The 9,043-nt window shown below is 63.1% G+C and carries 8 protein-coding genes; 4 read left to right on the top strand and 4 right to left on the bottom strand.

Annotation, left to right across the window (positions count from 1 at the left end; all coding sequences use genetic code 11):
* Positions 1–235: 235 nt before the first annotated feature.
* From E4U03_RS08575 to E4U03_RS08565, 3 genes are read left to right on the top strand one after another with little or no spacing between them, the layout of a single operon-like run.
* A complete protein-coding gene (locus E4U03_RS08575; protein WP_135013130.1) occupies positions 236–1,444 on the top strand; it encodes a thiolase family protein in 1,209 nt (402 codons plus the stop codon).
* Positions 1,444–2,202: an enoyl-CoA hydratase/isomerase family protein gene (locus tag E4U03_RS08570; RefSeq protein ID WP_135013129.1), complete on the top strand. Its 759-nt coding sequence runs from the start codon at positions 1,444–1,446 to the stop codon at positions 2,200–2,202. Before E4U03_RS08575 ends, E4U03_RS08570 begins: the two co-directional genes overlap by 1 nt.
* Positions 2,203–2,211: 9 nt before the next feature.
* The gene (locus tag E4U03_RS08565; RefSeq protein ID WP_135013128.1) at positions 2,212–3,078 is read left to right on the top strand and encodes a 3-hydroxyacyl-CoA dehydrogenase family protein; all 867 of its coding nucleotides are present in this window, start codon (positions 2,212–2,214) and stop codon (positions 3,076–3,078) included.
* Between the two features lie 97 nt (positions 3,079–3,175).
* Here E4U03_RS08565 and E4U03_RS08560 read toward each other — a convergent pair whose 3' ends face one another.
* Positions 3,176–3,604: a PaaI family thioesterase gene (locus E4U03_RS08560; protein WP_135013127.1), complete on the bottom strand. Its 429-nt coding sequence runs from the start codon at positions 3,602–3,604 to the stop codon at positions 3,176–3,178.
* 131 nt (positions 3,605–3,735) lie between these two features.
* On the opposite strand from E4U03_RS08560, the gene paaZ reads away from it, so the two are divergent.
* Positions 3,736–5,817 (top strand): phenylacetic acid degradation bifunctional protein PaaZ, encoded by a 2,082-nt coding sequence (gene paaZ, locus E4U03_RS08555; RefSeq protein WP_135013126.1) that lies wholly within the window; start codon positions 3,736–3,738, stop codon positions 5,815–5,817.
* On the opposite strand, the gene E4U03_RS13650 is transcribed toward paaZ, so the two are convergent.
* From E4U03_RS13650 to E4U03_RS08535, 3 genes are all read right to left on the bottom strand, one after another.
* Complete coding sequence (locus tag E4U03_RS13650) at positions 5,814–7,145, bottom strand: MOSC domain-containing protein (protein WP_322785920.1); 1,332 nt, start codon at positions 7,143–7,145, stop codon at positions 5,814–5,816. The genes paaZ and E4U03_RS13650 overlap by 4 nt on opposite strands.
* A gap of 84 nt (positions 7,146–7,229) precedes the next feature.
* On the bottom strand, positions 7,230–8,603 hold the full coding sequence (locus E4U03_RS08540) for a phenylacetate--CoA ligase family protein (RefSeq protein WP_135013125.1): 1,374 nt from the start codon (positions 8,601–8,603) through the stop codon (positions 7,230–7,232).
* Positions 8,600–9,013, bottom strand: coding sequence for a PaaI family thioesterase (locus tag E4U03_RS08535; protein ID WP_416220625.1), 414 nt, complete (start codon positions 9,011–9,013; stop codon positions 8,600–8,602). Before E4U03_RS08535 ends, E4U03_RS08540 begins: the two co-directional genes overlap by 4 nt.
* Positions 9,014–9,043: the final 30 nt, after the last annotated feature.

The raw sequence follows: 9,043 nt of genomic DNA, 5'->3' as shown, positions 1-9,043 counted from the left end.
CTTGTTGGAAGAGGTGGATGAGTTGTTCTCGTTGGTGTTGGGTGAGTGAGCTTCGTGCTCGCATAGGAGATGCTCCCCATTAGTTGGTGACTGTTTTTTAGTAGTCCAACTTATGGGGAGCAGTTCAACCGGTGGCGGGGGTCTTTCTCTTGCCCTTGACCTACATCACTTAAAGTGAAAAGATTTAGTGAACGATTGGTCAGTTATTACTTGGCTTTCTGACAAAGGAGTTTGAATGCCGCAGACACCCCAGGCTTATCTCGTAGGCGGCTCCCGCACCCCCGTGGGGCGTTACGGCGGGGCACTGTCGTCCGTCCGCCCCGATGATCTCGCGGCCCTGGTGATTAAGGACGTCGTCGAGAAGGCCGGGCTTGACCCGGCGGCTGTCGACGAGGTTATCTTGGGCAACGCCAACGGTGCCGGTGAAGAGAACCGCAACGTGGCCCGCCTGGCCTGGCTGCTCAACGATTACCCCGACACCGTCCCCGGCATCACCGTCAACCGCCTGTGCGCATCGGGCATGAGCGCTATTACCCTCGCCGCGCAGATGATTAAGGCGGGTGAGGCCGATATCGTGATTGCTGGCGGCGTGGAGTCTATGTCCCGCGCCCCCTGGGTCATGGAAAAGCCCACCACCGCTTTTGCTAAGCCCGGCCAGAGCTTCGATACCTCTATCGGCTGGCGCTTCGTCAACCCCGTGTTTGCTGAGCGCGACAAATTCACCTACTCCATGCCAGAAACCGCAGAAGAGGTAGCCCGCGTCGATTCTATTTCCCGTGAAGACTGTGACGTCTTTGCCGTCCGCTCCCACGAGCGGGCCATCGCGGCCATTGAGGCCGGGCACTTTAAAGACGAAATCGTGCCCGTGGTGGTACGGGACCGCAAGGGCCGGGAAACCGTGGTTGATACGGACGAGGGCCCCCGCCCCGGCACCACCCCCGAGGTGCTGGCCAAGCTGCGCCCGGTCGTCGCCGGTGGTTCTGTGGTGACGGCAGGTAATTCCTCCTCCCTCAACGACGGGGCATCAGCCATTATTGTGGCCTCCGAAGAAGCTGTGAAGAAGTACGGGCTAACCCCGCGCGCCCGCGTCGTCACCGGCACGTCCGCCGGCCTAGCCCCCGAAATCATGGGTCTGGGCCCCGTACCCGCCACCGAAAAAGCCCTAGCCAGGGCCGGGTGGACGGTGGCAGACCTGGGGGCTGTGGAACTCAACGAGGCTTTTGCCTCCCAGTCCCTGGCGTCCATGCGCCGCCTGGGCCTGAGCGAAGATATCGTCAACCGCGACGGCGGGGCGATTGCCCTGGGCCACCCGCTGGGCTCGTCCGGCTCCCGCATCGTCATTACCCTGCTGGGCCGCATGGAACGCGAGGGAGCCACCAAGGGCCTAGCCACCATGTGCATTGGCGTGGGCCAGGGCGCTACCCTGCTGGTGGAGGCCGTCTAATGTTTGAGCACTTCACCACCCTAGCTGTTGAAGAGGGCGAGGACCGCCTGGTCGTCCGCATGAACCGCCCCGATGTGCGCAACGCTATTGACGCCACCATGGTCTCCGAGCTGCACGGGGTCTGCGCCTACCTCGAAGTCACTCCCAAGATTCTGATCCTGACCGGCTGCGAGGTAGACGGGCGTGGGATTTTCGCCTCGGGTGCCGACATCGCCCAGCTGCGCGAGCGCCGCCGGGAGGACGCCCTAGACGGGGTCAATTCGCAAATATTTGACCGCATCCATAAGCTCCCCATGCCGGTGATTGCCGCTATTGACGGCTACGCCCTGGGCGGCGGTGCGGAGCTGGCCTACGCGGCTGATTTCCGCCTGGGCACCCCCTATATCAAGATAGGTCAGCCCGAAACCAACCTGGGTATTATCGCCGCGGCCGGAGCCCTCTGGCGCCTCAAGGAGCTGGTGGGTGAGCCGGTGGCTCTGGAGATTCTGATGGCCGGCCGTATTCTCTCTGCCGACGAGGCGCTTGAGCTGCACCTGGTGACCGAGCTGCATGAGCCGTCCGCCCTGCTCCCCGCGGCCCACGCCCTGGCAGACCGCATCGGGGCCCAGGACCCGCTGGCGGTGCGCGTGGCCAAGCGAGTCTTTGCAGCCCCGCGCGAGGCCCATCCCCACATTGACGAGCTGGCCCAGGCGATTCTGTTTGAGTCCCAGGCCAAGTTTGACCGCATGCAGGCTTTTCTTGACCGCAAAAAGAAGTAGAGGTAAGTGATGACTGAAGTTCACGAGTTGAAGGTTCCCGCCCGCGTGGGCGTGCTGGGCGGCGGACGCATGGGCGCGGGTATTGCCCATGCCTTCCTGCTGGCCGGGGCCCAGGTTGTGGTGGTTGAGCGGGATGCCCAGGCGGCCGAAGCTGCCCGCGAGCGCGTGGAGCGCGACCTGGCTAAGTCGCTGGAGCGCGGGGCTTTTGACGGTAATTTTGATGAACTGACCGAGCGGTTTGCGGTGTCGGTTGATTACGGTGATTTTGCAGACTGCCAGCTGGTGGTTGAGGCCGTGCCCGAGAACTGGGACTTGAAGGTGGGCGCCCTGCGGGCTGTGGAGGAGCAGCTGGGTGAGGGTGCCTGGTTGGCGTCGAATACGTCTTCCCTGTCGATTGATGGACTCGCAGAGTCTTTGCAGCGCCCCGGTAATTTTATTGGCCTGCATTTCTTTAACCCGGTGCCGGCGTCCAAGCTGGTGGAGGTGGTACAGTCAAAGCACTCTTCTGCCGAGCTGAAGGAGGCCGCCCGCCTCTGGGTTGAGGGCCTGGGCAAGACCCCGGTGGTGGTCAATGACGCCCCCGGTTTTGCATCCTCGCGACTGGGCGTGGCAATCGCACTGGAAGCTATCCGCATGGTCGAGGAGGGGGTGGCCAGCCCGGAGGATATCGATAACGCCATGGTGCTGGGCTACAAGTTCCCGATTGGACCGCTGGCCCTGACCGATGTGGTGGGGCTGGACGTCCGCCTCGGCATTGCCGAGTATCTTGAGTCGCAGCTGGGTGAGCGGTTTGCCCCGCCGCAGCTCATGCGCGACATGGTGGCCCGCGGGAAGCTGGGCCGTAAGAGCGGCAAGGGCTTCTACGACTACAGTTAGGCCCGCCTGCCCCAGTAGGTACCATCTGAGTCAGAAAAACCCACCTAGTTGGTGGGTTTTTCTGATTTAAGTGGTACCTACCTGGCTGAGGTGGTACCTACTTGATGAAGTTGGTGATACGCAGGGTGCACAAGCGCGCTCCCGTATCTTCGTGGGTGATAATCACTTCATGGGTGGTCAGGGAACGGCCCAGGTGAATGGCGGACGCCGTCGCCCGCACGGCGCCGGCTTTTGAGGATTTGTGGTGGGTGGCATTCACATCCACGCCCACCGCAACCTTGCCCATGGACGAGGCATGAATGACCGCAGCCCAGGAGCCTACGGCCTCCCCCAGGGCCAGCATGGCACCCCCGTGCAGCAGGCCCAGGGACTGGCGGTTGCCCTCCACCGGCATGGTGGCCACGACCCGCTCGGCGGACTCTTCGAGCACCTGCACGCCCATCTTTTCGTCTAGCTCACCCAGGGTGATTTTCCAGAGTTCTACCTGCCCGTCAGCCTCCTGGCCGGGGCCTACTTGCTCGCCCATGAGCGTCCTTTCCGCCCTGTTCCTCAAGGGGTGCAAGGCTTTTCTTCACCTGTGATGTGAACTATAGTTTATACCAATAACTGAACGCTCGGTCATTTATTTCCGGGCTTCCCAACAGTAAGGATTTCCCAATGACGAGTACCCCCACACTGGTCCCCAGCTTCATCAAGGGCTCCTGGTGGGCCCCGGAAAACCCCACCTCTTCCCAGGACGTTCTCAACGCCATCACCGGCGAGCCCATCTACCGGGTATCCACCAAGGGAATCGACACCGCAGGGGCCATTGACTATGCCCGCACCACCGGTCAGGCCAACCTGGGCAAGCTCACCTTCCACGACCGCGCCCTCATCATCAAGCAGCTGGCCCAGTACCTAACCGAGCACAAGACCGAACTCTACGAGCTTTCCTTCGCCACCGGCGCCACCCAGCACGACCACTACATCGACGTGGACGGCGGCATCGGCACCCTCTTCACCTTCTCCTCCAAGGGCCGCCGCGAGCTGCCCAACTCCCGCGTCATTATCGACGGCAACGTCGAGCAGCTCTCCCGCGATGGCTCCTTCATCGGTGAGCACATCTGCACCACCCTGCCCGGGGTGGCCGTTGAGATTAACGCCTTCAACTTCCCCACCTGGGGCATGCTTGAGAAGTTCGCCCCGGCCTTTATCGCCGGTATGCCCACCATCGTCAAGCCCGCCACCCCCACCGGCTACGTCACCGAGGCAACCGTGCGCCTCATGCTGGATTCTGGCCTGCTGCCCGAGGGTTCCCTGCAGCTAATTTCTGGTTCGGCCCGCGATCTGCTGGACTACCTGGACTACCGCGACCACGTGGCCTTTACCGGTTCGGCCGCCACCGCCCGCGCCCTGCGTCAGCACCCCAGCGTGCAAACCAAGGGCCTGCACTTTACCGCCGAAACTGACTCACTGAACGCCGCTATTCTGGGCCCGGATGCCACCGCCGACACCCCCGAGTTTGAGGCCTTTATCAAGTCAGTCATGGTGGAGATTACCGCTAAGGCAGGTCAGAAGTGTACCGCTATCCGCCGCGTCCTGGTTCCTGCCGGGCGCTCCGCTGAGGTTGCTGCTGCCTTGGAAGAAAAGATTTCCGGACGCGTGGTGGTCGGGGACCCACGCGAGGAGGGCGTGACCATGGGTTCGCTGGCCTCCCCCGAGCAGAAGGCCGAGGTTGAAAAAGCTGTAACCCGCCTGGTGGAGGCTGGCGGCACGATTGTCTTCCGCGGCGAGGCCCCCGAGGGCCCCTCCTTCTACCCGGTCACCGTGCTGACCTTTGAGGACGCCCGCACCCCCGAGGTTCATTCCGTTGAGGCTTTCGGCCCGGTAACCTCCATCCTGGAGTACACCGACCTGGCCGAAGCCGTTGAGCTGGCCGCCCTGGGCGAGGGCTCCCTGGTAGCTACGGTCTGCACCCACGATGACGCCACCGCCACCCAACTGGCCCTTGGCATTGCCGCCCACCACGGCCGCGTCCTGGTACTGGACCGCGAAGATGCCAAGACCTCAACCGGCCACGGCTCCCCCGTGCCTCACCTGGTGCATGGCGGCCCCGGCCGTGCCGGTGGCGGTGAGGAGCTCGGTGGTGTGCGCGCCGTGAAGCACTACATGCAGCGCACCGCCATTCAGGGCTCCCCCAATAAGCTCACTGCCCTGACCGGGGTGTGGCACCCCGGGGCGGACGCCGCAACCGTCACCCGCGCCCAGGTAGAGTCGGGCGAAGGCGTACATCCCTTCCGCAAATCCCTGGCCGAGCTGGTCATCGGCGACCAGTTCGCTTCTGACCTGCGCGAAGTTACGCTACAAGACATCACCGATTTCGCCAACGAGACCGGGGATCAGTTCTACGCCCACACCGACGAGGAGGCTGCGGCGGCTAACCCCTTCTTTCCCCGTCGCGTGGCTCACGGCTACCTGCTGGTCTCGTGGGCGGCGGGGCTCTTCGTTGACCCGGCCCCGGGCCCGGTGCTGGCCAACTACGGCCTGGAGAACCTGCGCTTTATCACCCCGGTTACCTACGATGATTCGATTCGCGTGACCCTCACCGCCAAGAAGATTACCCCGCGCGTGACCGACGAGTACGGTGAGGTCACCTGGGACGCGGTGCTGCACAACCAGAAGGACGAAATCGTGGCCACCTACGATGTGCTGACACTGGTGGCCAAGACCTGGCCTATGGCTGAGGCTGACACCAGCTAGCGCCCCAGCTTAGCCAGTAGCCGGTCGTGGTAGAAAGGCGGGTAGCAGCCTGCTTCTACCACGGCCTGCATGGCGGCACGATCCCCCATAGCGGCCGCAAAGGCCTGCCCCATAGTCACCCCGTGGTCGGGGGCAGGCAGAAAAGTAATAGTATCCCCGGCTGTGATGGTGCCGGGCTGGATAACGCGCAAGTAGGCACCGGCGTCCTGACGCTCGGTAAAGGTTTTTACCCAGCCTTTTTGGCCCAGCCAGTCGGCAAAGGTGCGGCAGGGCTGGCGCGGCACCGACACCTCAAGCACGGCCGTGCCCACCGCCAGGCGCTGGTTGATGAGAACCCGGCTCCAAGTAATGCCCTCGGTGGTCAGATTCTCACCGAACTGCCCGTCAGCCAAGGGAGCACCTAAGCGCTCGGCCCAGTAATCCAATTCTTCCCGGGCAAAGGCATAGACCGCCTTGTCAGCACCGCCGTGATGCTTGGCGTCCCCCACGAAATCCCCGCTCACGCCGGAGCCGTTCCCATAGCCGGGCGCCGGGGCAAAAACCTCCAGCGAATCTACCGGCTGCTTATTGATGCCGGTAGTGCCCTTACCGGTCGGACTGGGCATTTCTGCCCCGCGATTGGTGGAGCGGACGCGCGCCCCCGCCGAGCTTAGGCCAGAAAAGGTGGGGGCGGAGTGGGTTTCAGTCATAGGTCTACGATACCCTGCATCACCTCTAGGGGCGGGGCCCGCCGCAATCCCCTGAAAGGCCATATCGACGACCGTATCGGCCAGAGCCTCAACGTCGCCGCCGCGGGCCGGGTCGTACCAGACCGCCAGGGAGTTAATCATGCCGAAAATCAGGCGGGCCAGGGTGCGGGCGTCCGCGCTCTGCCGCACCTGCCCAGCCTGCTGGGCAGCATCCACCAAGGCCGCCAGGCGGCCGGTCAGGGCCCGGCGCTTATCGAGAGCAGCCTGCTGGGCCGGGGAATTACCGCGCAAACGCAGCAGCAGGGTCACATAGGGTAGGTGCTCAGCCAGCACGAACACGGTCTGGCGCACTACGAATTCAAGCCGCTCGCGGGCGTCCGCCTCTAAACTCTCGCCAGCCTCAAACACCTCGTCAAGGGCGTCGAGGGCGCGGTCGAGGGCGATGCGTAAAATCTCTTCCTTACTGGCCACGTGGTGGTAGATAGCGCTCTTGGTCAGCCCTAGGCGCTTGGCGAGCATGTCCATGCTGGTGGCGTCGTAGCCGTGCTCGTTGAAGACCTCTACGGCCAGGCGCAGTACCTCTTGGCGGTCATAGCCGGGGCGGCCGCGCTTGGCGGGCTGGGACTGGCGAGTGCTCACGGCATCTTCCTCTCACACACGGGTAGGGAGCCCCCTTACGGGAGCTCCCTACATGCTAACAAACCTGCCCGCAGGCGAGTAGGTTTATTCGTTGCCCTTGGGCTTGTTGCGGTAGTCGTAGATACGGCGAATCTTGCCGACAGAGCGGGGCAGGACGTCCGGGTCCAGCACCTCGATACGGCAGGTAGAACCAATCTTGGTCTTGATATCGTGCAGCAGACGCTTACCGGCTTCTTCGGCGGCTTCTAGGGTAAACTCTTCGCGACGTTCGATGCGCACGGTCATTTCGTCCATGCGGCCGGGGCGGGTCAGTTCCAGGGCGAAGTGGGGTGACAGCTCGGGCTGCTGTAGGGCCAGCTCTTCGACCTGGGAGGGGAAGAGGTTGACGCCGCGCAGGATAATCATGTCGTCGCTTCGGCCTGTGATACGGCCCAGACGGCGGTGTCCGGGGCAGGCGGTGCCGGGAAGTAGGCGGGTCAGGTCGTGGGTGCGGTAGCGGATAATGGGCAGGGCTTCCTTGGTCAGGGAGGTAAAAACCAGTTCGCCGGGGCGGCCCAGATCGAGCACGGTGTCGTCGAAGGGGTCGATAATTTCGGGGCAGAAGTGGTCTTCCCAGATGTGGGAGCCGTCCTGCGATTCAAAGGACTCACCGGCCACACCGGGGCCCATGACCTCAGACAGGCCGTAGATATCGCAGGCCTTGAGGGTGCCGAAGGTGACCTCGATTTCGCGGCGCATTTCTTCGGTCCAGGGCTCAGCACCCAGAACAGCGGTTTTGAGGGAAGTTTCCTTGGGGTCGATACCCAGCTTGCGGAAGGCATCGGCGATGGTCAGCAGGTAGGTGGGGGTGGAGAGAATCGCGTCGGGCTCAAAGTCGTGAATGAGCTGCACCTGCTTTTCGGTCTGGCCGCCAGACATAGGAATGACGGCTGCGCCCAGACGTTCAGCACCGTAGTGGGCACCCAGGCCGCCGGTGAAGAGGCCGTAGCCGTAGGCGTTGTGCACCTTGTAGCCGGGCTTGACGCCTGAGAAGCGGAAGCAGCGGGCTACCAGGGCGCTCCAGGTGGCGATATCGTTTTCGGTGTAGCCCACGACGGTGGGCTGGCCGGTGGTACCCGAGGACGCGTGGATACGGCGCACATGGCTCATGGGTACGGCAAAGGCCTTGAAGGGGTAGGCCTTCCGCAGAAATTCTTTGTCGGTGTAGGGGAAGAGTTTGAGGTCGTCGAGCTCTTTGAAGTCACCGGGGTGTACGCCTTGCTCGTCGTAGAGTTCCTTGTAGGCGGGTACGTTTTCGTAGGCGTAGTGCAGGGTCCAGCGCAGGCGCTCGAACTGGAGGGCCTCAATCTGGTCGCGGCTCATCAGCTCCTCGGGGTCCGGGGCGCCGGGGTCTGCGGCTCGGGGGGCTGGGGTGTAGGGGTTTTCTACGCTGCAAGAGGGGGCCTTGTCGGTGCTCATGCCTGGTGTCCTTCCGTGGCTGTTGGGGGCTTGATGGAGCGGCCACGACCGCGGAACTCGGCGATGAGTTTGTCTCCGCAGGCGACGGTCACATCAACGATGCTGTTGCGCCCGTACTGTGCTGTGAGGTTCGCTTCTGCTCGTAGGGTTTGCCCTTCGTAGGCTGAGGCGATGTAGTTAACGTCGACGCCTGCCCCCACAGTGATGCTCTGGGCGTAGAGCTCGGGGTCACTGTGGTTGCAGGCGAGGGCGAAGGCGGTGTCTGCAAAGGCGAAGGTCATACCACCGTGGATGATGCCGAAGCCGTTAACCATCTCATGCTTGATGTCCATTTCAATGATGGCGTGGCCCAGCTGGGCGGTGAGTACGCGAATGCCCATCCAGTCGCTGGCGTGATCGCGTTCAAGCATGGGGTGGGTTGCGCTCACTGTGCCTCCAAA

Source organism: Rothia nasimurium, from assembly GCF_004569295.1.
Lineage (GTDB): Bacteria > Actinomycetota > Actinomycetes > Actinomycetales > Micrococcaceae > Rothia > Rothia nasimurium_B.
The sequence above is the reverse complement of the archived record's forward strand: the minus strand, read 5'-3'. Positions and strand labels throughout refer to the sequence as shown.

Excerpts from the sequence above, each read along its gene's own strand:
- E4U03_RS08575 (WP_135013130.1), top strand. The coding sequence starts at position 236 with ATGCCGCAGACACCCCAGGCTTATCTCGTAGGCGGCTCCCGCACCCCC.
- E4U03_RS08570 (WP_135013129.1), top strand. The coding sequence starts at position 1,444 with ATGTTTGAGCACTTCACCACCCTAGCTGTTGAAGAGGGCGAGGACCGC.
- E4U03_RS08565 (WP_135013128.1), top strand. The coding sequence starts at position 2,212 with ATGACTGAAGTTCACGAGTTGAAGGTTCCCGCCCGCGTGGGCGTGCTG.
- E4U03_RS08560 (WP_135013127.1), bottom strand. The coding sequence starts at position 3,604 with ATGGGCGAGCAAGTAGGCCCCGGCCAGGAGGCTGACGGGCAGGTAGAA.
- paaZ (WP_135013126.1), top strand. The coding sequence starts at position 3,736 with ATGACGAGTACCCCCACACTGGTCCCCAGCTTCATCAAGGGCTCCTGG.
- E4U03_RS08540 (WP_135013125.1), bottom strand. The coding sequence starts at position 8,603 with ATGAGCACCGACAAGGCCCCCTCTTGCAGCGTAGAAAACCCCTACACC.
- E4U03_RS08535 (WP_416220625.1), bottom strand. The coding sequence starts at position 9,013 with ATGCTTGAACGCGATCACGCCAGCGACTGGATGGGCATTCGCGTACTC.